General features: G+C 60.6%; 14 protein-coding genes, 2 tRNA genes, 1 other RNA gene and 1 pseudogene. 7 read left to right on the top strand and 11 right to left on the bottom strand.

The annotated features are described in order from the left end of the window. Positions 1–264: 264 nt before the first annotated feature. The 4 genes from CZ322_RS04195 to CZ322_RS04180 all read right to left on the bottom strand — a co-directional run bounded on the left by CZ322_RS04195 (position 265) and on the right by CZ322_RS04180 (position 8,276). Positions 265–4,695: an Ig-like domain-containing protein gene (locus CZ322_RS04195; protein ID WP_143231842.1), complete on the bottom strand. Its 4,431-nt coding sequence runs from the start codon at positions 4,693–4,695 to the stop codon at positions 265–267. A 488-nt stretch (positions 4,696–5,183) separates the two neighbouring features. After that, positions 5,184–5,256: transfer RNA gene (locus CZ322_RS04190), tRNA-Thr, on the bottom strand. Between the two features lie 167 nt (positions 5,257–5,423). Continuing rightward, positions 5,424–6,323: a DsbA family protein gene (locus CZ322_RS04185; protein ID WP_087070341.1), complete on the bottom strand. Its 900-nt coding sequence runs from the start codon at positions 6,321–6,323 to the stop codon at positions 5,424–5,426. A gap of 183 nt (positions 6,324–6,506) precedes the next feature. Then, the gene (locus CZ322_RS04180) at positions 6,507–8,276 is read right to left on the bottom strand and encodes a serine/threonine-protein kinase (RefSeq protein WP_087070340.1); all 1,770 of its coding nucleotides are present in this window, start codon (positions 8,274–8,276) and stop codon (positions 6,507–6,509) included. Between the two features lie 132 nt (positions 8,277–8,408). On the opposite strand from CZ322_RS04180, the gene CZ322_RS04175 reads away from it, so the two are divergent. Together CZ322_RS04175 and CZ322_RS04170 are read left to right on the top strand one after the other, a co-directional pair. Further along, positions 8,409–9,209, top strand: a complete 801-nt coding sequence (locus CZ322_RS04175) for an ABC transporter ATP-binding protein (RefSeq protein WP_087070339.1) — start codon at positions 8,409–8,411, stop codon at positions 9,207–9,209. A gap of 98 nt (positions 9,210–9,307) precedes the next feature. Continuing rightward, the gene (locus CZ322_RS04170; RefSeq protein WP_087070338.1) at positions 9,308–10,552 is read left to right on the top strand and encodes a DUF4032 domain-containing protein; all 1,245 of its coding nucleotides are present in this window, start codon (positions 9,308–9,310) and stop codon (positions 10,550–10,552) included. Here the strand turns inward: CZ322_RS04170 and CZ322_RS04165 are convergent. The 6 genes and pseudogenes from CZ322_RS04165 to ffs form a co-directional block, all read right to left on the bottom strand. Next, positions 10,549–11,604 carry an aspartate-semialdehyde dehydrogenase gene (locus CZ322_RS04165; RefSeq protein ID WP_087070337.1) on the bottom strand — a complete coding sequence of 352 codons (1,056 nt, stop codon included), beginning with the start codon at positions 11,602–11,604 and terminating at the stop codon, positions 10,549–10,551. The two genes, CZ322_RS04170 and CZ322_RS04165, sit on opposite strands and share 4 nt — an antisense overlap. Beyond that, a complete protein-coding gene (locus CZ322_RS04160) occupies positions 11,601–12,866 on the bottom strand; it encodes an aspartate kinase (RefSeq protein ID WP_087070336.1) in 1,266 nt (421 codons plus the stop codon). Before CZ322_RS04160 ends, CZ322_RS04165 begins: the two co-directional genes overlap by 4 nt. A gap of 407 nt (positions 12,867–13,273) precedes the next feature. After that, positions 13,274–13,879, bottom strand: a pseudogene (recR, locus tag CZ322_RS04155) (recombination mediator RecR); the annotation flags it as partial. Then, the gene (locus tag CZ322_RS09865; RefSeq protein ID WP_143231841.1) at positions 13,879–14,247 is read right to left on the bottom strand and encodes a hypothetical protein; all 369 of its coding nucleotides are present in this window, start codon (positions 14,245–14,247) and stop codon (positions 13,879–13,881) included. The gene CZ322_RS09865 and the pseudogene recR, both read right to left, overlap by 1 nt. Next, positions 14,213–16,819: a DNA polymerase III subunit gamma and tau gene (locus CZ322_RS10090; protein WP_234984546.1), complete on the bottom strand. Its 2,607-nt coding sequence runs from the start codon at positions 16,817–16,819 to the stop codon at positions 14,213–14,215. Before CZ322_RS10090 ends, CZ322_RS09865 begins: the two co-directional genes overlap by 35 nt. Before the next feature lie 76 nt (positions 16,820–16,895). Next, positions 16,896–16,992, bottom strand: an RNA gene (gene ffs, locus CZ322_RS04145) — signal recognition particle sRNA small type. A 177-nt stretch (positions 16,993–17,169) separates the two neighbouring features. Between ffs and CZ322_RS04140 the strand changes: the two genes are divergently transcribed. The 4 genes from CZ322_RS04140 to CZ322_RS04125 all read left to right on the top strand — a co-directional run bounded on the left by CZ322_RS04140 (position 17,170) and on the right by CZ322_RS04125 (position 20,825). Continuing rightward, positions 17,170–18,318, top strand: a complete 1,149-nt coding sequence (locus tag CZ322_RS04140) for an acyl-CoA dehydrogenase family protein (protein ID WP_087070333.1) — start codon at positions 17,170–17,172, stop codon at positions 18,316–18,318. Positions 18,319–18,342: 24 nt separating this feature from the next. Then, positions 18,343–18,999 (top strand): YbaK/EbsC family protein, encoded by a 657-nt coding sequence (locus tag CZ322_RS04135; protein WP_234984457.1) that lies wholly within the window; start codon positions 18,343–18,345, stop codon positions 18,997–18,999. 172 nt (positions 19,000–19,171) lie between these two features. Further along, positions 19,172–19,256: transfer RNA gene (locus tag CZ322_RS04130), tRNA-Ser, on the top strand. 144 nt (positions 19,257–19,400) lie between these two features. Next, on the top strand, positions 19,401–20,825 hold the full coding sequence (locus CZ322_RS04125; RefSeq protein ID WP_087069845.1) for an IS3 family transposase: 1,425 nt from the start codon (positions 19,401–19,403) through the stop codon (positions 20,823–20,825). 132 nt (positions 20,826–20,957) lie between these two features. Here CZ322_RS04125 and CZ322_RS04120 read toward each other — a convergent pair whose 3' ends face one another. Continuing rightward, on the bottom strand, positions 20,958–21,350 hold the full coding sequence (locus CZ322_RS04120) for a hypothetical protein (RefSeq protein WP_143231840.1): 393 nt from the start codon (positions 21,348–21,350) through the stop codon (positions 20,958–20,960). Between the two features lie 421 nt (positions 21,351–21,771). Between CZ322_RS04120 and CZ322_RS09855 the strand changes: the two genes are divergently transcribed. Beyond that, positions 21,772–22,143, top strand: coding sequence for a hypothetical protein (locus CZ322_RS09855; protein WP_101595674.1), 372 nt, complete (start codon positions 21,772–21,774; stop codon positions 22,141–22,143). Positions 22,144–22,220 lie beyond the last annotated feature (77 nt).

The following is a 22,220-nucleotide window of genomic DNA, read 5'->3' as shown; positions in this document are numbered from 1 at the left end:
CACGCCCACAGGCCCTACACGCGTTCACTACAAAATGGGGAAACTACGCCGTCTCCACCCAGCGCAAGCAAAACTGCACACTCACCGCAATGAAAACTGCACGGGTAGCGCAAGCAAAACTGCACGGCTAGCACCGCCACAACTGCACGGCTAGCGCAATGGAAATAAGTAGGGGTGGTAGGTAAACCAGTTTCGTACATTCACCTACCACCCCCAGCCCCCTCATACACTCAAAGGGGCTAGCCGACATGGCTCTTATTTTGTTTAGTTACGACGACGCTGCCAGGCGATCAGCCCACCAGCCAGCATGAGCGCAACCGCCAGGCCAGCCATGCCCGCGGTAGTCGCACCAGTCACGGGCAGATTCTTGGTAGTGGCCTTGGGTTTGCCGATCTTCACGGTAAACGAATCCAATTCTTTACCCTTACCGTCATTGACCGTGATGGTGATCTTCTCACCAGGCTTAGCATCCCCATTCGGGGTAACAGTGATACTGCCATCCGGGTTCAAGACCGCACTGCCCGGGCCGTTCACGGTAACCGTGGTGCCAGGAGGCACGTCCCCGCCCTTGTTAGGCACGTCAACCTTCTTACCCGGACCCGTGATCGCATCATCCCAATCCGGGGCTGGTTTCGGCTCCGTAATCGTGACAGTTACTTCGTCGAGGGGGTTGCCTACCTTATCGACCACCTTGACCGTGATCTTCTCACCAGGGGTTGCTCCCTCATTCGGGGTGACAGTAATCGAGCCGTCAGGGTTCAACACCGCAGTACCAGGACCAGTAACCTGAGTTGTCGTGCCCTCAGGCACTTCGCCCTTGCGTTTCTCGATAGTTACCGGGGTGCCCGGGGTCGTAGACCCATCATCCCAATCCGGGGTATCAACCACCTTCACCGGCACAGTAACAACCGGCTTATCGGGTGTCGGATACTTAGGTGTCACCTCAACAGGCGGAGTCAGCTCGCCAGGATTCTTGCCCTCAGGGATAGTGATCGTGACCTTACAATCCTTATCCACCGTCACAACTACCCCGTCAGCGCGGGTTACCGGGCCAGTCGGTTCACACTGGGCCGGGTTATCGGGCCCGTTGATCGGATCAATAATGATCTTCCCGCCCGGCGGGACAGGTGTCGGATCCGGATACGTGGGTACACCGGTACCAGCCATACATACCTTCACCTCGTCCTCGTTCATATCCCGAGTTTGGGTCTCCGTCTTAGAGGTGACGTTCTCGGTGTCAAGCACCCACTTCTTCGAGACACTATCCCACTTATACGGCGTGGTTGTCACAGTCCTGGTCTGGGTGACCTTGCGAGTCTGGCAGTCCTTAGCACCCGCGTCTGTCGAGTCAGTCCATTCGGTTTCTTCAGCCTTGAGGCCGGGGTTCACGGTGCATTCTTGCAACTCGCTATCTGTCATATCCCGAACCTGAGACTCAGTCACGACCCGGGCCTTGTCAGTATCAGCCACCCACGTCTTGGTAGCCGCATCCCACTTATACGAGGTCGTGGTGACCGTGCGAGACTGCTTGACCTTACCGGTCTGGCAATCCTTAGCGCCCTCATCAGTCGAGTCAACCCATTCGGTGTTGTCGATCTTGTCAGCAGGCTTAGGGCTACAGACCTGAAGCTCAGCGTCGGTCATATCCCGAACCTGAGACTCAGTCACGACCCGGGCCTTGTCAGTATCAGCCACCCACGTCTTGGTAGCCGCATCCCACTTATACGAGGTCGTGGTGACCGTGCGAGACTGCTTGACCTTGCCAGTCTGGCAATCCTTCGCACCCTCATCGGTAGAATCCACCCATTCGGTGGTATCGACCTTGTCGGCGGGGCGAATCGCACACGCCATAAGTTCCGTGTCGGTCATGGGCCGGGTTTGAGTCTCGGACTCAACCTTCACCTTATCTGCATCCAAAACCCACGTCTTAGAGACGGTATCCCACTTATAGGGCGTGGTCGTCTTGCTGCGAGTCTGCGAGACGGTCTTAGCCGCGCAGTTCTTCGCATCGCTACCGGTCCCGTCCACCCACTCGGCTGTCTTCACGTCATCGGCGGGTTTGGGGGTACAAACCTGAAGCTCCTCATCACTCATAGCACGCGTCTGGGTCTCAGTCTTCGTGATCGCGTGCTCCGGGTCAGCAACCCAGGTCTTCGAGCCAGCATCCCACTTGTGCGGGGTCGTGGTCACGGTACGAGTCTGCGTCACCTGCTTAGTGTCACAATTCTTAGCATTCTGGTCAGTTGCATCCTCCCACTCACCCTCAGTCACCGTATCTGCCGGGGCAGGCTCACGGACATACACCGAGAGCGGAGTAGCCTCACTGAACTCAACCTTGCCATCACCAGTCGTCGTGAAGACACCCGCGGTAAACGACGTATTCACGTCACCAACCTGGTTAGCGGTAACGTTCACGGGCAGGGTGCCGGTTGCAGTCGAGGCCAGAGTGCCGGTAGAAACCTTCACCGCCGTCACAGCCGCAAGAGCGGCAGTCTCGGTCGGGCAGGCAACCCAGGTCAGGGTCTTACCCGACTTGTCAGCCGCAAGAGCGGTTGTTACTTGGCCACGATCTTGAGTCGTGCATTGCACCGAAGCATCACCCGGTACTTCACCAACCGATGCGAGGGTTACGTTCTCGGGCACCTGCCACACCAGCTCACCCATGGCATCACCGGTGGTGGCGTTACCCCACGAGAGCGTCAACGGAATGCTCGCGGTACCGTTCTCCAACGTCACGACGTTGTCAGGAGCGCTGGTGGAAACAGACGCGGTGGCCTGCTCAACCAGACCTGTAGTGAACGAGATGCTCTTAGAGCGGCGTACCTCGCTCAGCGGCTGCTGAGAAGAATCTAGGATAACCTTCGTGGTCCCGGTCTGCGGGGACTTCGCCACAACTTGGGCCTGCACTACATAGTTCGGGTTACCATCCACCACCGGGAACGAAACAGTATCCCCAGGAACAGAGCAATCCTCACGGTTCACATCAGCCGCGGCCGGGGTCAGGGTTCCGCTGGTGCCGGGGTTAGTGACTTTCAAACACGCCGGAAGCGTGGCCGCGACCGTGCCTTCGGTGAGGCCATCTTTCGCGGTGAAACCAAGATTCAGGTTACGAACCTGACCAAACAAACCATCCGCCTTATCCCAGGCCGGATTCAAACCAAAGGTCCCATCAACAGCAGTAAAATACGAGGAGTGATAACTCGCCGTTACCGACTCGTTCGCAACGACTTGTCCGTCAGCAGTAACCATGAAGCGTATAGGCAACTGCGTACCTATAGCCGATGTATCACCAACGGAGCGGATCATGCTCATATCGATGCGAGAAGCGTTTTGGTTATTTAATTGAGGCAAGGAGATCGGCCATCTTCCTTTAACCCGCACCGCTTTTACATCGCTCATGTCTGTAGCGTCACTACTCCAGCCCTCTGTCCCATCCCCAAACATTCCGCAGGAGAAACCATCAGCCATGGAATCAGCGTCACCGCGATAATACTCAGCAGGCTCGTTCTCAACCTTCACAACATTAAGTTGGTCAGGTGGGAACATGGCACACAAGGTAGCGTGCTTATTTTTCAAATTACCGGAGTTTGGGAACCAAGAGGCGAAAGTAATTCCCACTGGCTGTTCTTTCGAGATTGCATACCCCGGAGCGTAATAATCCGGCGTTTTCCACTGATTATGAATTTCCGAGTGAAGAACAGGCTGGGAGGCATCAATAACAGGACGTGTGAACGGTTCAGTTGCTGAGGTAATCGGGTATTCCGCTCCGCTGAGAGTGGTGGCGTAGATTTGCGCTTTGCCAAGCGTAATAGCCGTGTCACCGGTGGCTTTGTCTGCAGGGACAGTGTAATACAGTTTTACGAAAGCAATAATATTTCTGTTCCACGCCCGATCCATATAGTCTCTGATCGGCCAAGAGGACGCCGTCAGATCAGCACCAGTAACAGTAAATACTACTTTCCCATCCGTGACGGTTACTTCACCGCATTCGCCGCTATTGCGGAGAGAAGAATTGTCCGGATGACTACCATATTTTTCACGCGGGTAGCCCCAAACCCTATCTGTTGCGCACGTGAAAATCGTTCCTTCAGGAGCGGTCACCGGAATCTCGACACGGTAGTCTCCACTTAATGCCTCCAAGCCCTTATTTAACCCAGAGTCCGGACGAGGCGATTCGATGTGCACAACCGAGTGAGAATTAATATTCCCGCTGATAGTTTCCCAGCTGGCTTTTGCAGTAATACCGTCCATACTGGCGGTGAAGTCTGGTTTTGCCGACATCGTTGTCGACACCTTATTCGAAGTAGCACCACCAGCCGTGAACTGGAGCGGGATCACCGAGCCATTCGCAGCCCGGCGCACAAACACCTTCACCGCCGACTTCACGGACTGCCCAGCCATACCCGTGAGTTCACAGCGAAGCGTGTTCTTATTCTGGTAGGTCAGGTCATTAGAAATCGCCTTGCCGGCATTCTTACAAAACGAATCAGAACCCGGAGCAAACTCCACACCAGCAGGGAGCTCCGCCTCGAGCGTATAGTCACCATCCTTGGTGACCTGCCAGGACACCTCATAATCAACAGTATCCAGCGAACGCACAATGTTGTTCTTTGGGCCGCTGTCCTTGCCCGGCCCATCATCAGCGGTGAACTCGGGGGTACCATCAGCCACAACCGCGACCACAAGGTCCTTCACCGTATGCTCGGCCGCAAAGCTATAAGACGCTACCCCCCCCCCGTCACAACAGCGAGCGCAGCAACAGACGCCGCAACCCGTTTCCCAATCTTGAACATCAAGACAGCCTTTCTCAGTCCTTTTTCAAGCAAACACAATGTTCGCTTCGTTATCCCGCCACCAGAAAACCAGCGAGATCTATCCCTTCTCGCAAAACTTTTCTAGCTTGGCACGAATAGCCACGTGTGAGTGGCCTTCAATCACATACCTTAACCGATTTCCTTGCATATTTGTTAAGAGAAAGACACCACTATTCACGCATCGCCGCCCGAACCACCGCCAGATCACCTACTCACAAGCCACTGACCTGCATCTTTACACATTTTATTATGCAAGCACCCGGTTCGCCCGTTGCATCCGGTTCACCCGACTCGTCTACTCCCACGCCGCTACGTCACACCAACAGCCACTTCGCGCGAATGGTGTTTCTGAAATATGTGTTACATCGGAGCCCCCGGCAGGACTCGAACCTGTGACCTGCTGTTTACAAGACAGCTGCTCTACCAACTGAGCTACGGAGGCAATTCTTGCCCGGCACACCCACCGAGCAAGGAACCAGAGTTTATCATGCCAGAATCCCCCCTCTGGAACAAATAGGGATCCCGGGAGCTAGCACCCAGCGGGGCGGCGCGAAGCGGCCGCCCCGCTGCGGCGTCGTCGTACCGAAAGGGCACGCGGCGCCGAGGGCACTACTTGAGGGCGTCGAGCGCGGCGCCGAGCTTGCCGTCAGTCCAGTCCGCCACCTGCTTGCCGTTGAGGAGCACGGTGGGGGTGCCGGTGAAGCCGTCGGCGCTGAACTGCTGGAGCGACTGGCCCAGCAGCTCGGAGTACATGGCGGGCTTGCCGTCCCCAACGGAAACGTCCGCGATCATTTGCTCGGCTTCGGCATCGGTGAGGCCAGCCTTCTTACCGAGTTCGGCCAGCTGCGCGGTTTGCGGCACCGGCACCTTTTCCTTCGATTCGAAGAGCGGGGCCGTCATCGCGAAAATTTCGTTGTGGTAGGCCGCGAAAACATCGGGGCGATGCTCGGCCACCCACAGCGCCGAGGCCGAGGCAGTGTGTGAGAATTCGTACTGCGATTCCACCACGAGCGGGTGGTAGACCAGCGTGATTTCGCCGTTCTTCGCGCGCTGGGTGAGCTCCTCCGCGTAGGAGGTTTCCAGGCGGTTGCACCACACGCACAGGTAGTCGAAGTAAATATCAACCACCGGCTTGCCTTCGTTCACGGTGCCCGCCGCCAGCGAGCTGCCCACGCTCACCCCCACATCCGGAGTCACGTTTTTCGGCAGCTGCGCGGTGACCTTCGGGGCGGGGCGCTCGGCCAGCGCGGTGGCCGGAGCGCTCGGGTACGCGGCCGCGGAACTTTCCTGCGAGGCCGGGGCGCCCGCATCATCCTTCTTATTCGAGAGGATGAACCACACGGCCGCCGCGATGAGCGCCACCACCACAACAGCCGCCACAACCGCGAGCGCGCGATTGCGCCGCGCCCGCTTCTTTTCCTGTTCCTGGAGCCGGGCCGCCGCCGCGCGCGCGGTTTCACGCCGCTGCGCCGCGGAGCTTTGCCGGTTATTCTTCTGAGTCTGTGCCATTCACTTTCCCTCGGTTACGACGACGCGCCTGCGGCCAGCCGGCCACTGCGCCTTTCACCCTGACTTTAACATGTCAATTATCGCCGCTTTCCCTGGGAAAAGTGAGGGCCGGCCGGGTGACATTGCCCGCGCGGGAGGTTTGGTGGAGGTTTGGCGGGCTGCGCTGCCGGGTGCTCCGGCCGTTTAGCGCCCCGCGCCGCCCACAATATCCTCGACCATCGTGACCAGCGGTTCGCCGAAGTACCCGAAGCTGAGCGGGGTATGCGCGGGCACGCCGAGCACCCCGGAGAGCGCCAGGAGCGCGAGTGCGGCCGCGCCGGCGGCCAGCACCACAGCCCAAAAGGCCCGGTATGGGCGGGTGGGGGCGAGCTTGGCGAAGATGACCGCGCTGCCGCCGCGCGCTATCCGCCCGCTCGGGCCGAGCCAGGAGATTCCCACGCCCGCGAGCGCCGCCACCGTGCCCGCGCCCGGGCCGGTGAGCCCGCCCAACCGCGCCGCCACGTAGCCGAGCGTAACCGCGAGGAGCCCCACGCCGTGTAGCGGAATCACGCTGAGGGAGCTTTCCGCGAGGGTGAGCGGGGCGCGCAGAATTTGGCCCAGGTGTTCGCCGCGGAACGGCCCGCCTTCTTCTGCACGACGCCGCCGCAGCCGCGCTGCGTTCCGCTCCGCAAAGGCCAGGCACACCGTGACGAGAGCATATCCCACATATCCGGCGATCTGCCAGGCAGCCACCAGCGCACATAGCAACCCGCCCAGCACGAAGCTGAGGACGGGGGTGCGGCGAGGCGGGCGGGCCCACGGCGGGAGCGGGGCGGGTTCTAGCGGGGCGGGTTCTAGCGGTGCGGCGCCCGGATAGGGTGCGGCTTCTGGCTGGGAAGCGAAAGGTGCGGCGGGGCCAGGTACGGCTTGCTGATAAGCGCTGGCTTCCGGATAGGGCGCGGTGGCGGGCGCCGCAGGGCCCGGCGCGGCTTGCTGATAAGCGCTGGCTTCCGGATAGGGCGCGGTGGCCGAGCCGGCGTAAATGGGTTGGGGCCAGGTTTCCGGGAACGCACTGGGAACGCTATCCGTGGCGTTATAGCTCGGCGCCGCCGCCCCGGGAAGGGCCGCCGGCACGGTTGCATCCAGCTGGGTGGGCAGGGCGCGGGGTGCGGTAGCGGCGTCGTCGTACCATGAAACCGGATCCGCAAGGGCCGCAACTACCTCATCAATCCCCCACCGCTGCTCTACCGGCTCGGCAAGCGCGGCGCGCAGGGCGTGGGCGATGCGCGGCGGCACGCCGGTCACGTCCACGTCCCCCTCGAGGACGCGACGCATGATCACCGCCGGGTTCGCGCCCGGGTAGGGATCGTGACCGGTGGCGGCGAAAGCGATGACCGCGGCGAGCGCCCACAGGTCAGCGGCTTCGTCTGGAGCGTGGCCGCGCAGCACCCGCGGATCGAGGTAGCCGGGAGTGTGGGTGACCGCGCCGGACATGGTGAGGCGGCTATCGCCACCCGTTTGCGCGATGCCGAAGTCAATGAGGACCGGGCCGTTCGCGCCGAGCATGACGTTCGAGGGTTTGAGATCGCGGTGCAGCACCCCGAGGCGATGCACCGAGGTGACCGCGGCGTGCAGCTGGCGGGCAAGGGTAACCAATTCCGCGGGCGGGTAGGGGCCGTCCACGCGCACGTCCTCCGCGAGAGTGGGGCCTTCCACCAGCTGGGTGACGATAAAAGCATCCTCGTCATCCGTTTCGGCATCGAGGACTTCGGCAACGTAGGGCCCACGCACCCGCTGCAACATCGCAACCTCGCGGCGCAGGCGTTCGCGCCCGGCCGCCCCATCCACGGCCGCGGGGTGAAGGAGTTTCAGGGCCACGCGGGTGCCGGCGCCGTCCACCGCCTCGTAGACCGTGGACATGCCGCCGAAGCCAATGCGCCGCACCAGCCGATAGCCACCAATTTCCTCCCGCATACCTCAAAAATACCGAAGTGTGCCGGCCCGCGCATTTTTAGCGGGAATTCACTCTCGTATTCCCGTTCCTGACGTGGCATAATAGTGGATGAGCGTGTCAATGCCGACCGCTATAACTGATGGAGAATTCCCATGGCTTCTGTGTCACTCGTCAATGCGACACTGTACTATCCCGATGCGCCTGCGCCAGCGGTGGACCACGTGAATCTCCATATCAACGACGGCGAATTTTTCGCCCTCACCGGCCCGGTCAGCTCCGGAAAATCCACGGTTTTACGCATGATTGCGGGGCTGGAGGATGTGGATTACGGGTCGGTGCTGCTGGACGGTGAAGATGTGACCGCGCTGCCGCCGTCCATGCGCGATGTAGTGATCGTATTTCAGAATTACGCCCTGTATCCGCATATGACAGTCGCGGATAATATGGGCTTCCACCTGAAAATTGCCGGGGCGGACCCAGATGATATCGCCGCGCGGGTGGCGCAAGCGGCAGATATTTTGGAGCTCACCGAGTTCCTGGACGCGAAACCAGCCCAGCTCACCCGCGCCGAACGCCAGCGGGTCTCCATGGGGCGGGCGGTGGTGCGCCGGCCCCGAATTTTCCTCATGGATGAGCCGCTGAAAAATATGGATGTGGAAATTCGCGATGAGATTCGCGAACAGATTGCCGTGCTTCAGGAACGCACCGGCATCACCACGGTGTACGTAACAAACGATCCGCGCGAGGCTTTCAGCTGCGCCCATCGGGTGGGCGTTATGGTGGATGGCGCCCTCCAGCAGGTGGGGACCCCCGCGGAAATTCTGGCGGACCTCACTCCGCCCGTGCGGGCCTTCCTGGAGGAAGCCGGGATGGTGGAGGCGGGGGCGCTGGTTGATGGCGCGCTCGTAGACGGCGCGCTCGTGGCGGAGAACCCGAGCCCCGCACCGGCCTAGCGCGCCCGCGCGCCGAACTACCCGAGCGCGCCCGAACGCGCCGGGCTCTCGAGCTTTCGGCTACGATTAAGCCGCAGCTACTCCCGGAAAGGACACTCATGCGATCCTCGCTATCCATTATGGCGGCTAGCGTTGAACCTGATCTCCTCGATCTGCCGTGGAACGTGGCGCTCGAAGAGTGGCCGCGCGATCTCATCGCTGCGCTCCCGCGCGGTATTTCCCGCCACACCGTGCGTTTCGTGCGACTCTCCGGGCGGATCATCGCCATTAAGGAAATTTCCGAACTGGTGGCGGTACGCGAATACGAACTGCTGCGCACCCTCAAGCGCCTCGGGGCGCCCTCGGTGGAACCGGTGGCGGTGGTCTCCAAACGCACCGACGCGGAAGGCAATGCCCTCAACGCCTGCCTCATCACCGAGCACCTCCCCTTCTCCCTTCCCTACCGCGCGATTTTCGGGCAGCAACACCGGCGCGCCACCATCGCCCAACTGATTGACGGTCTAGCTGTGCTCCTGGTGCGGCTCCATCTCCTCGGATTCTTCTGGGGTGATGTATCGCTGTCGAATACCCTCTTCCGCCGCGACGCGGGAACTTTCGCCGCGTATTTGGTGGACGCGGAAACCGGGGAGCTTTACAGCCCCATCACCCAGCGCAAACGCGAATACGATATCGACGTGGCCCGCACGAATATTATTGGCGAGCTCATGGACTTGCAGGCCGGCGGGGTGCTTCCCGAAGATTTCGACACCATCGGGGTGGGCGATACGTTCTCGGATCGCTACTTCGAACTGTGGGAGGAAATCACCGCGCAGGTGGCCATCGGCCCGGATGAAAAGTGGAAGGTCACGGAGCGGGTGCGCCGCCTCAACGACCTGGGCTTTGACGTGGACGAGATCGCTATCGATTCCGGCCCGGACGAAGACCGCCTCCTCATCCAACCCAAGATCGTGGAAGCCGGGCACTATTCGCGCAAGGTGTGGCGCCTGACCGGCCTGGATGTGGAAGAAAACCAGGCCCGCCGCATCCTCAACGATATTGACGAATATGCCGCCCTCCACAATAAGAGCGGCAAATCCGATATGATGATCGCCCACGATTGGCTCGCGGATGTTTATGAGCCGACCGTGGCCGCGATCCCGCCCGAACTCACCGCGAAACTGGAGCCGGCCGAGCTCTTCCACGAAATCCTGGAACACCGCTGGTTCATCTCCGAAGACCAGCAGCGCGATGTGCCGCAGGCCGAGGCCGTGGCCTCCTTCGTGGAGAAAGTGCTGCGCCACCGGCGTGACGAATCCACCTTCCTGGACGGGGAAACCGGGGAGATTCCCGCGGTCACACCTTAGGCCGCGCTGTTCTCCGTGAGCTCCTTAATAACCAGCTCCGCGAGCTGAATAGTATTGAGGGCCGCACCCTTGCGCAGGTTATCGGCCACGCAGAAGAAGGCCAGCCCGCGCCCGCCCGGCACCGAAGGATCGCGGCGGATGCGCCCCACGAAGCAGGGGTCCTTGCCAGCCGCATCGAGCGGATTGGGCAGGTCCACCACTTCTACACCGGGAGCACCTTTGAGGAGCTCGATTGCAGCTGCGACGTCGACCTCCTTCTCAAATTCCGCGTTGACGGACATCCCGTGCGCGGTATACACCGGCACGCGCACGCACGTTCCGGCTACCGCGAGGTCCGGGATGCCGAGGATTTCGCGCGATTCGTTGCGTAGTTTTTGTTCTTCGTCGGTTTCGCCGCTGCCGTCCGCGGCGAGGTTCCCGGCAAAAGCGACCGCGTTGAAAGCGATGGGAGCCCGGTACACCTCAGGTTCGGGCAGTTCCACGGCGTGCCCGTCCAAGGCGAGGGCTTCCACATCCCCGCCCAGCGCGGCGCGCACCCCGGTGGTTAGCTCGTGCACGCCCCGCACCCCGGAACCGGAGACCGCCTGGTAGGAGGAGGCGATCAGACGAGTGAGCCCGTAGGCATCGTGCAGCGGCTTGAGGATGGGCATCGCGGCCATGGTGGTGCAATTCGGGTTGGCGATAATGCCCTTGGGGCGGCGCGCGATATCCTGCGGATTGACTTCGGATACGACGAGCGGCACGTCCGGGTCGCGGCGCCACGCGGAAGAATTATCGACGACGACGGCACCGGCCGCAACGAACTTCGGCGCGTAGGTGCGCGAGGCATCCCCGCCAGCGGAGAACACCGCGATATCAATGCCGGCCAGGTCAGCGGTGGCAATATCTTCCACCACGATGTTGTTGCCGCGGAAGGGCAGTTCGGTGCCGGCTGAGCGCGCCGTCGCAAAGAACCGCACCCGGTCCACCGGAACGTCGCGTTCTTCCAGCAGGGCGCGCATAACCCGCCCGACCTGCCCGGTTGCTCCCACTACTGCCAAGGTGATGCTCATCGGCCTGTCCCTCCGTAAACGATTGCTTCTTCGCTGGCATCCAGCCCGAAGGCGGTGTGGACCGCGCGGGCGGCCGCGTCTAGCACATTCGGGTCTACCACCACGGAAATGCGGATTTCCGAGGTACTGATCATATCCACGTTCACGCCGTTATCCCCCAGGGTTTTGAACAGCTTGGAGGAGACGCCGCTGTGGGAGCGCATGCCCGCGCCCACGATGGAGAGGATGCCGATTTCGGAGCTGACGGCGATGTCTTCGAAACCGAATTCGGCCTGGTTGGCGCGTAGCGCGGCGACGGCGAGGTCCACCTGATCGCGGGGAACCGTGAAGGAAATATTGCTCAGGCCCACCCGGGTAAGCGCGGTGTTCTGCACGATCATGTCAATATTGCAGTCCGCTTCGGCCACACAGGAGAAGATTTTCGCGGCGGATCCGGGAAGATTGGGCACGCCCGTGACCGAGATTTTGCCCTGGTTGCGGTCGTGTGCCACTCCGACGACGACGGCGTCTTCGTATCCGCCCTGTTTCGCGGTTTCTTCCACTATCCACGTCCCTTCGTTCTCGGAGAATGATGATCGTACGTGCAAGGCCACATTGAATTTCCGGGCGAATTCCACCGCCCGCAGGTGGAGCACTTTCGCTCCGTGTGCCGCTAATTCTAGCGTTTCTTCGTAGCTGAGTTCGCGGCGTTGGCTGGCCGCGGGGACGATGCGCGGGTCCGCGGAAAGCACGCCATCCACGTCCGTGTAGATTTCGCATACGTCCGCGCCGAGGGCGGCGGCGAAGGCCACGGCGGTGGTATCGGAGCCGCCCCGCCCGAGGGTAGTGACGTCATTGGTGTCGTTCACGCCTTGGAATCCGGCAATAATGGCGACGGCGCCGTCTTGCACGGTCCGGAAAATGCGTTCGGGAACGATCCCGGTGATGGAGGCATTGCCGTAGCGTGCATCGGTGTGCAGGCCGGCTTGCTGGCCGGTGAACGAGTGCGCCGCGACGCCTTCGTCATTGACGGCCATGGCGAGGAGGGCCATGGAGATGCGTTCCCCCGCGGTGAGGAGGATATCGAGTTCCCGCGCGGGCGGGTTATCGGTGACGTTGTGGGCGAGGTCCAAGAGATTATCGGTGGTGTCTCCCATGGCGGAAACCACAACAACGACTTTGTTTCCGGCTTTGCTGGTCTGGGCAATTCGTTTCGCCACTCGTCTGAGTCCGGCGGGATCGGCGACCGAGGATCCCCCGAACTTCTGCACGATGAGTGCCACATTAACTCCTATTTTTCCGAGACTTACTAATGGTAACTGGAAGCGCGGGGCCGCCTGCGGGGCTTTCCGAGATTTTCAGGTGAGATTGTTCTCCTGCTCGGTGCTCTTATGAGCGAGATGCCGCATTATACGAAGCGTCGCTTTGTGCGAAGTACCGCTTTGTGCGAGGTGCCTCATTGGGGCGGTGCGCTGTGCTTTACGGTGATCCCGGACTGAGCTGTTTAGTTGTGCTCGCCGTGCGTTTCCGCAACTGGGGCGGAAGGCGTGGTGCCCGGAACCACCGAGGGCATTCGTCTCGTGTCTGTCATGCCTGTTCCGGGCGTGCTCGTGGTTTCCGTGCCCGTGCCGGGTGTGTTCGTGGTGCCCGTGCCGGTGGTTTCTGTGCTTGTGGTGGTGGCGGTTGTGCCGCTGGTAATGCGGGTGCGACCTTCGAAGGCGCGCGAGAGTGTGATTTCGTCAGCGTATTCGAGGTCTCCACCCACGGGGAGTCCGGAGGCGAGGCGGGAGAGCGCGATTCCGATGGGGGTGAGGAGGCGGATGAGGTAGGCCGCTGTGGCATCGCCTTCAATATTGGGGTCGGTGGCGATAATGACTTCGGTGACGCGGCCATCTTGGAGCCGGGTGAGGAGTTCGCGGATGCGCAGGTCTTCCGGGCCGATACCTTGGATGGGGTTGATGGAGCCGCCTAGCACGTGGTAGCGCCCGCGGTATTCGCGGGTGCGTTCGATGACCATGATGTCTTTGGCTTCTTCGACGACGCAGATCACGGCATCACTACGCCGGGCATCTGAGCACAGCGAACAGATATCAGCTTCGGTCACGTTGCCGCAGATCTGGCAGAAGTGAACCCGTTCCTTGACCCGGAGCATGGCTTCCGCGAGCGCCCGCACTTCAGGTTCTTCTTGTTCGAGGAGGTAGAAGGCAATGCGTTGGGCGCTTTTCGGGCCGATGCCCGGCAGGCGCCCGAGCTCATCAATGAGCTCCTGCACGGCGCCGTCATACACCCCCGCCACTACATTCCTCCTTGTGCGGTATCAATTTCTTCAACGATGGTTCCCGAGAGCATTTCCACCACAACTTGCAGACCGACAACATTGCTCTGCTCGATTGTGGGATCATCCAAGGAGACATCATCCTCCTCAGTAGAATACCCCACCCCCGCCTGCGGCGCGGAATTATGCGGGCTGTTCGGACCGGCTGGCGCGGAGCTGGCCGGCGCAGCGGGTGCATTGACACTGGGCCCAGGGCCCGTGGCTCCCCTACCGCCGGGCGCGCGCAATTGCGGGCATATCGCGCTTTTCTGGCGGATGGCTGCTGCGTCGTCGTACCTGAACCACAGCTTGCACTCACGCCGTGAGAGTGCCAGAATCTCTGTTAGCACTCCGAGTATGTGAGTGNGGCCCAGGGCCCGTGGCTCCCCTACCGCCGGGCGCGCTCCCCGCAGGCGCGTTGCCCCCCGCTGCTCCGTGGCGAAGCTGGCGTAGGTGTTCCCGGGCGTCATAGGTGGGGACTTCCTGGGTGCGCTGCGGCGGGCGCGGGATATGGAAATCCTGCGTGGGCTCAGGTGCGGCTGGCTGCCCCGCAGCTACCTGCCCTGCTGCGGGCTGCGCCGCGGCGAGTTGGCTGCCACCTAGTGCCGGACTTCCCGGGGATGCCGGCATATCGTTCGGGCCGGCGAAAGGCTGCGGCATGGGCATGTTTTGAAGATAGAAGGGAATCTCCCCGCCAGGGTTAGCTGATCCGGGGCTAGCTGATCCGGAATTAGCCGGGCCAGGGCTGGCCGCGCCAGAGCTCGCATTTCCGGGCGCGGCTTGTTGCCGGCTGGGCGGGTAGTCTTCCGCGTCATCCGGATCGGAGAGTTCTTCAGGTTCAGGCCACTCATCATCCGCGGCCGCGCTACCTGCACCGCGGACTGCTTCCTGCCGTGCGGGTGCACCGGCAGCGCTGGCGGGAGCAGGAGCAGGAGCGGCCGCCGCGGTGGCGGCATTAGCTTTTGGGTGGGCACCACCGCCATCGGGACCGCTCGGGCGCGGCTGAGCTGTAGCTGGCGATTGGGGATTCTCCGCAACCGTTGCGTTAGCCGGCTGACCCGCGCTACCCGGTTGCCCCGGGGCATCGGCCTGCTGAGGGGCCGCGGAAATAACCCGCACGGTGACCGGAACCGAGGTGAAATGCGAAAGGTGGGCACTCAAACGCTCCACATTCCGCGGATCTTGGAGGGCGCCGAGCACCTTCTCCGAAGAAAACTCCAGGGCAACCTGGTTTCCCCGCGAGCCGAGCACCCTGGTAGGCCCGGAGAAAATCGCTTGGGCGAAACGCCCGGATGAGGCTACCTCCGCCCACCGGGCCGTGAGCTCGGCAGCGTGATCCGGCCCCGATTCCTCCGGAGCGGCCACCCGCTCCACACTACCTTCGCGCGGTTGCTGCACTGCTGGTTCACCGGCTGGCTGAACCGCCTGCTGAGCCGGGTGTTCTTCCGCTTGCGGAGCACGCTGCTGCGCGGGTTGCTCCACCGGCTGCGCGGGTTGCTCCAGCGGCTGAGCTGCAGCTGGCGCCGCGGACGATTCCTTAGCCTGTTGAGGAGCGGGCTGGGTGGGAGTTGCGGCGTCGTCGTTCTGTACCGGAACGGAAGTAACAGGCTGCGGCGCAGACGCAGCCGGAACGCTAGCAGAACCCGGAACTACCGGGGCCCCGCGCTGCGCTGCGGCCGCAGCGGCGGCTGCCCGGGCCTTTTCCCGCGCAATATCCTGCGGCGATTTCCGCGCGTTTCCACCACTTGCCGCGGGTCCAGTAACGGGGCGCGCCGCGCCGCTTTCCCGCGCCGCGCCACCGGAACCGCTCCCCGAAGGCGCCGCCCCGCTGCCGGGAAGCAAAAGCCGAGCACAGAGCAATTCCAGTTGTAAGCGCGGCGAGGTAGCGCCCACCATCGCGGAAAGCGCCTCGTTCGCACGCTCGGCACTTTCGGTGGCGCGCGCCACCCCCAAAGCCTGCGCCTGGGTGCGCATAGCGGCCAGCTGATCCTGCGGTAATTCACCCAAAGCGTCCGCCGCGGCATCCCCCGCCAAATCGATGACGATCAGATCGCGCAGGCGCTGGAGCAGATCTTCCACGAAACGGCGCGGTTCGTGCCCGGCACCGATAAGTTCTTCGACGACGCCGAAAAGCTGGCTGCCCGAACTTTCGGCAATGGCGGTGACCGCGCGATCCAGCAAGCCGCTATCCGTATAACCCAGCAGCGCAACCGCCTGAGAATACGACAGCGTGGAGGTTTCCGAACCGCCCATGAGCTGGTCCAAAACCGAGAGGGAATCACGCACCGATCCCCCGCCCGCGCGCACCACCAAACCGAGCACCCCCGGTTCCGGAGTGATGCCTTCCTCCGCGCAGATTTGCGAGAGGTATTCCTCCATGCGCGCCGGGGAGACCAGGCGGAACGGATAGTGATGAGTACGCGAGCGGATAGTGCCGATAACTTTTTCCGGCTCCGTAGTGGCAAAAATGAACTTGATATGAGCCGGAGGTTCTTCCACGAGTTTGAGCAGAGCGTTGAAACCCTGAGTGGTGACCATATGGGCTTCGTCAATAATGAAAATCTTGTAGCGATCCCGGCTAGGGGCAAAAGCCGCGCGTTCGACCAGGTCACGGGCATCATCCACCCCGCCGTGGCTGGCCGCGTCCATTTCTACCACGTCCAGCGAACCGGGGCCATCCCCCGCCAGTTCCCGGCACGAGGCACATTCCCCGCACGGCGTATCCGTGGGCGCCTGCGCACAATTCAGGCAGCGGGCAAGGATGCGCGCCGAGGTAGTTTTCCCGCACCCGCGCGGGCCGGAGAAGAGATAGGCGTGCACCGTGCGCTCCCCGCGCAACGCAGCCATGAGGGGACGAGTTACCTGCTCCTGGCCGATAACATCTTGAAAACGCTCCGGGCGATACCGCCGATACAATGCCATGCTCACGAGTATCAGTCTACGGGGTACCTACGACACGAATCACGCGCGCAAAAAACCTGTGGATACAAGATGGTAGATACAAGACGCCCCACGCACCCGCCAGAGCCCGCATACCCTTGCTGCCTTCCGGCCCTGGGGGAGTTTTGCAAGATGACGCCACGTGGGGAGTCAGGTGCCAGTCTAAACGAGTTCGCGGGGAATGCAAAACACGGGGAGAAACACGGGGAGATCCCCCGGCTTCATTTTCACCATTTTTTGTGTCGGAGGCCCGCGGTACACTCTCTAGCGTGAGTGGGCGGTCCCCGCGATGGCGGGAGTATCGCCGTCGTCCACAACAACAGGGAGAATCAATGGCTTTCCTTACCGAAGATCTATTGGAAACACTGCGCTCGCGGGCGGCGGCGGTGGATGCCGCCAATGAATTCCCGCGTGAGGACTACGAAGATTTGAAGCAGGCCGGCTACTACGGCGCTTTTGTCCCCAAGGAATACGGCGGGGCCGGCTTGAGCTTGGTGGAGATTTGCGCGGAACAGACCCGTTTGGCGAAGTACGCTCCAGCCACTGCGCTGGGCATTAATATGCACCAGATTATTGTGGGGCTCGGCCGCCACCTGGTGCGCAACGACGTAGCCGCCGGGGAAAAGATTCTGCGCGAAGCCGCGGCCGGTAAGCTGTTCGCTTTCGGTATTTCTGAACCTGGTAATGACCTGGTGCTTTTCGGTTCGCTCACCCGGGCCGAACGCGATGAGGCGGGATACCGGCTGTACGGCACCAAAGTTTTCACGTCCCTCGCGCCCGCGTGGGATTACCTCATGACTTTCGGCGCGCTCAAGGATGACTCCGGGGTGCGTGACGTTTTCGGCCTGGTTGAACGGGGCGACGGCGGCTTCGCCATCAAGGACGATTGGAACACCCTCGGGATGCGGGCCACCCAATCCAATTCCACGGTTTTGGACGGCGCGCTACTTCGCGATGAAAACGTGCTGGGGATCGTGGCGCCGGGCCCGAATAAGGAACCGGTTGTTTACGGCATCTTCTCCAATTTTGAGATTCTGCTCGGGGCCACCTACCAGGGCATTGGTGAACGCGCCATTGAGGTTGCGGTGGAGCATGTTAAGAAGCGCCGCTCGGTCCTCCACAATGATGTTTACGCAAATGATCCCGATATTCGCTGGCGCATTGCGGAAGCCGCGCTCACAATGAACGCGGTGGGTCCGCAGCTACGCGAACTGGCCGCACATATTGACAGCGGGGAGCTGGGCGGGGCGGATGAATACCCGCGTTTCTCCGCGGCCAAGAATGCGGCGGCGGAAGCGTCGCTGCGCACCGTCGAAGAATGCATCCGCGCCTGCGGGGGAAGCTCGTATTACGCAGGTCATGAACTTTCGCGGCTCTACCGCGATGTGCTGGCCGGGCTTTTCCAGCCTTCCGATCAGGAATCGCTGCACAGTTCCTGGGCCAGCCTGGTGCTCGGGCCCGTCACACGTAAGGAGAACTAGCCCCAGAAATCAAGGAGTATCTATATGAGTGAATCCGTACCCGAAGTTTCTTACAGCGCGGTTCCGGGCAGCTCGGTTTCGTCTAGCGCAGTTTCGGGCAGCTCACTTTCCTACAGCGCGAACGTGGATCGCGCGCTGCTCGGTGATCTTCCCTGGCAGCCGGCGCTTGAGCATCTGGATTTGCTGGCCGCGCCGGTGGCGGCAGGTTTGCAGGCCGTTGCACAGAACCATCCTGAACTGGGCGCGCAAGCCCTGGTCACGGAGATTGATCCGGAGTTCGCGGATACCGAACCGATGACGGAGCATTACGGGCTCGATTTGGCGGTGTCGTGTAATTGCGTGCTGGTGGCCGGCAAGCGCGAAGGTGAGGAACGGGTGGCTGCCTGCGTGGTGCGGGCAACTACCCGCGCGGATGTAAACCACGTGGTGAAGAAGTTCCTCAACGTTCGCAAGGCTTCGTTCTGGCCTACCGAGCTGGCGGTGGAAGCTTCGGGTATGGAGTACGGCGGGATTTCCCCGGTTGGGGTTCCGGCCGCATGGAATCTCCTGATTGATGAGCGGGTGGCTGCCGGGACGGCTCTTATCGGCTCGGGGCTGCGCCGCTCGAAGCTCGTGGTGCCGGGTGCGCTGCTCGCGCAGCTACCCGGCGCGCACGTGCTGAGCAACTTGGCGATTGAGTGATCGGCGATCAGGTAGTTGGCAATCGAGTAATCGGTAATCGAACTGACTGGCGACTGAATAATCGGCGATCAAACTAACTGGTGATCGAATAACGTGGGCATCACCTCATCATGCTGAGTGGTGCTCATGCCCGAATCTACGCTAAGCTGTACAGGCAGTTTAAAACTGCCCTGGAGGATTCGCCTAGTGGCCTATGGCGCACGCTTGGAAAGCGTGTTGGGTGCAAGCCCTCGGGGGTTCGAATCCCCCATCCTCCGCAATAGGTTTAGCCCCCAAGCCGGACAATCGGCTTGGGGGCTTAGTTTTTGTTGAGCTGGTGCGGGAAAGTCGGGGTTGGTGCGGGCCTATAGGACACTTGGGGGTGCGGACGGTTTCCTAGAGATTTTTAAGGAGAACGTTCAATGAGTAAGCGTACGTACACGAGAGAGCAGATCCGTAAAGCCCTCACCACCTACCAACGCACGCAATCGGTAACCGCCACAGTCCGTAAACTGGGCTACCCAGGCCGAGACACGCTCTACAAATGGATCCGGAATAGCAACGAGAAACCAGAGCAGAGAAAACCGAAGAAACACGCCCCTAACCAGAAAATATCAACGGACGTGAAAGTAACTGCCTGCAAGCGATTCCGCAGCGGGGAAAACGCCTACACTATCGCCCAGGATCTAGGAATCGTGAACTGCACAAACATCTATGCTTGGGTTAAAAAGTGGGATGCGGAAGGCAGTCTAGGACTCATGAACGAGAAAGAATGCGACCAGATCAAAGCGAAAACCCGCCACCAACTGGAAGCCCAGCTACCCCAAGACCCGGAAGAATTACGTGCTCTTGTAGCCGATTTAATCGTGCAGAAACGCGTCTTGAAAGCCCAGCTCGAGCTAGCAAAAAAAGGAAAAGCCCGCACAGGCGGGCGCAGTGAAGCGGTAGAGAAAACACGGGTAGCTAACCAGCTACGCTCTACCACGCCGCTAGCCATGGTCTTAGATACCTTGGATTTGCCGGCAAGCTCGTACTATTACACCGCTAAACAGCTAGAGCGGCCTGACAAGCATGCTCGCTTGCGTGAGTTGATCGCTCAGATCGCGCGCGAGGGCTTGTATACGTATGGGTATCGGCGTATCCGTTTAGCGCTTAGAAAGCTTGGGTATGTGGTCTCGGAGAAAGTCATCCAGCGCTTGATGCGGGAAGAGGAAATCCCGGTCAGGTATGCCAAAGCACGCCGGAAGTACTCTAGTTACGGCGGGGAGATCAGCCCGGCACCGGAAAACCTAGTCGAGCGTGACTTCCACGCTGATGAGCCCGGACGGCTTTGGCTCACGGATATCAGCGAGTTCCACGCAGCTAACGGGAAGGTTTATCTCTCCCCGATTATTGACTGTTATGACGGGAAAGTCGTGGCGTATACGAGGGGATTACACCCAACCTCAGTGTTGGCTGATTCCTCCCTTGAAAACGCCCTGGCAACCCTCCCGCACCAGCGTCTAAACGAGCTACAAGCCGGCCAGAGTGAGCATCCACTCGTGATCCATTCGGATCGGGGAGTCCACTACCGGTCTGTGTCCTGGATTGAGCTTACGCGGCGTTACGGGTTGACGCGGTCGATGTCGAAGAAGGGGTGTAGTCCGGATAATTCTGCTTGTGAGGGGTTTTTCGGGCGGATGAAAACCGAGATTTATCACGGGAAGAAGTGGGCTACAACCGATGAGTTATGCGAGGCGATAGACGAGTATATGTTCTTCTATAACCAGAAGCGTATTACCTTGAAGTTCGATGGTTTAACGATTGTGGAGCATCGTCAAGCGGTTTTAAGCGATAATGTCCAATAAACAGTCCGCAGCCCCTTTTGTCCTATAAGCCACGGTCGTGTCGCGTTTGTTCTGGTCTTTGGTGGTCTTTTTCGGGTTCTTGGGGGTACATTCGGGGGTACACGTTCGGGGTACGAAGTAGTACCCCCAAAGCTAGGCGGCAAGCTGGCTGACACGCCCCGCAGTAATGCCGAGAGCGGATGCGATATCCCGCGTAGAGTACCCCTCCTCCCGCAAAGCATGAATCGAGCGCAAGGTCGCTTCTTGCAAACGGGCCTTTTCTTCTTGGAGTTCGAGTCGCTTCTTAGCGATTGCGAATGCCGTTCCAATTTCCGGGCTTAAGCCTTCGCCAGCTTCTAGCTGGATGTTGAACGTGGCGTCGTCTGGTAGATCCGCAGAGAGGATAATTGCGTCAGTCATTCCTTTGCAGAGCTTTTTAAGGGTGGGAGCAAAGTCGAGTGCTCCGGGATACTCGACACACTGACCAAGCCAGTCACCATCTTCCCTGGTTACAGTCACGCGGTAGGTTTTCATTTCGTTAGCCATCCTTCCCCGAGTATTGGCGCAAATTACTTTTCGACCGTCGCCGACATTTCGATGCGTTTGTTGATTTCTCCTGCCTTTACATCTACAAATTTAGCCACTAAACACTAACTGGTCAAGATTCTAAACATTCCGATCTTCCCGGCCGCCAGCGGGTGTCGAACGGAAGGAAAAACCCGATCTGTTTACCCATGTAGACGCGGCATGTTTACAGGGGTACACTATCCGCTACGAAACGGGCCCACCCCTTGAACGAGCTCAAGACAATCGCGAAACAGACCGGCCACACGCTCGTAACCACCGAAGGCACTTGCCACACGCGCGTTACCATCGGCAACGTAAGCAACATCGTGGGGCGCCACCGCGACATTCCAGAGGAAACCGCAAAGGGCACAATCCGTAAGTTCAGGAAAGGACTAGGACTATGAGCAGGACGCACGTGAGAGCCTTCCGCGACCACGGATGGTGGGGGCTCGAACTTACAGTAAACGGGGAAATTTACCATTCCCAAGCCCGCAGACTCAACGAAATTAGCGATATCGTCGCCGATGCGCTCAATCTTCTTAATGTTGAAAACCGCGGATTCGATTTAGTCATAGACGTTGGCTCAACCGCCGAAACTATTGCTCGGGCCAAGAAACTATCCCGGCAAGCTCACGAACTTCAGTCACGTGCATCGCAAGCTACACGAGAAGCCGCTACCAGCTTGCGATCTTCGGGTATGACCGTCCGTGAAGTTGCAGAGATTATGGAGCTCTCACCCGGCCGCATTTCCAAGATCCTACAAACAGCCTAGGAACCACGAAATCTCACAGGAGACCCACGCTTTGAGTAGCGTGTTGTGCGATGCTTATCCATAACCGCCGCGGGGCG

Source organism: Actinotignum timonense (assembly GCF_900155575.1).
Classification (GTDB): domain Bacteria; phylum Actinomycetota; class Actinomycetes; order Actinomycetales; family Actinomycetaceae; genus Actinotignum; species Actinotignum timonense.
Note: the sequence above shows the minus strand (reverse complement) of the source record. Positions and strands in the feature narration are given on the sequence as shown.

Coding starts and splice junctions, on each gene's coding strand:
- CZ322_RS04185 (WP_087070341.1), bottom strand. CDS start 6,323: ATGGCACAGACTCAGAAGAATAACCGGCAAAGCTCCGCGGCGCAGCGG.
- CZ322_RS04180 (WP_087070340.1), bottom strand. CDS start 8,276: ATGCGGGAGGAAATTGGTGGCTATCGGCTGGTGCGGCGCATTGGCTTC.
- CZ322_RS04175 (WP_087070339.1), top strand. CDS start 8,409: ATGGCTTCTGTGTCACTCGTCAATGCGACACTGTACTATCCCGATGCG.
- CZ322_RS04170 (WP_087070338.1), top strand. CDS start 9,308: ATGCGATCCTCGCTATCCATTATGGCGGCTAGCGTTGAACCTGATCTC.
- CZ322_RS04165 (WP_087070337.1), bottom strand. CDS start 11,604: ATGAGCATCACCTTGGCAGTAGTGGGAGCAACCGGGCAGGTCGGGCGG.
- CZ322_RS04140 (WP_087070333.1), top strand. CDS start 17,170: ATGGCTTTCCTTACCGAAGATCTATTGGAAACACTGCGCTCGCGGGCG.
- CZ322_RS04135 (WP_234984457.1), top strand. CDS start 18,343: ATGAGTGAATCCGTACCCGAAGTTTCTTACAGCGCGGTTCCGGGCAGC.
- CZ322_RS04125 (WP_087069845.1), top strand. CDS start 19,401: ATGAGTAAGCGTACGTACACGAGAGAGCAGATCCGTAAAGCCCTCACC.
- CZ322_RS04120 (WP_143231840.1), bottom strand. CDS start 21,350: ATGGCTAACGAAATGAAAACCTACCGCGTGACTGTAACCAGGGAAGAT.
- CZ322_RS09855 (WP_101595674.1), top strand. CDS start 21,772: ATGAGCAGGACGCACGTGAGAGCCTTCCGCGACCACGGATGGTGGGGG.